Consider the following 205-nt stretch of genomic DNA (forward strand, 5'->3'; position numbering starts at 1 on the left):
TTCGTCATAGATGTAGGGGGCCGTCTTCCAGCTCATCCATCTGTCGAGTCCAAGCACAGTCAACAGCAGCAAGCCTACCAGGACTAACAGGCTGTAAAACACGCGCTTTAACATGCAGAAAACTCGTTATTTGGATGGAATTTCAATCAGGCTACTGTACCCAACGGCGGAGCGCAAGAAACAGCAGTCTGATTGAGGGGATTTT

Annotated in this window: 1 pseudogene; it reads right to left on the reverse strand. The window is 48.8% G+C overall.

The window, feature by feature from the left end:
• A pseudogene (locus FDX22_RS27250) lies at positions 1–114 on the reverse strand (outer membrane permeability protein SanA); the annotation flags it as partial.
• Positions 115–205: the final 91 nt, after the last annotated feature.

The sequence above is a fragment of the Citrobacter sp. TBCS-14 genome (assembly GCF_005280805.1).
In the GTDB taxonomy this organism is placed as follows: domain Bacteria; phylum Pseudomonadota; class Gammaproteobacteria; order Enterobacterales; family Enterobacteriaceae; genus Citrobacter; species Citrobacter gillenii.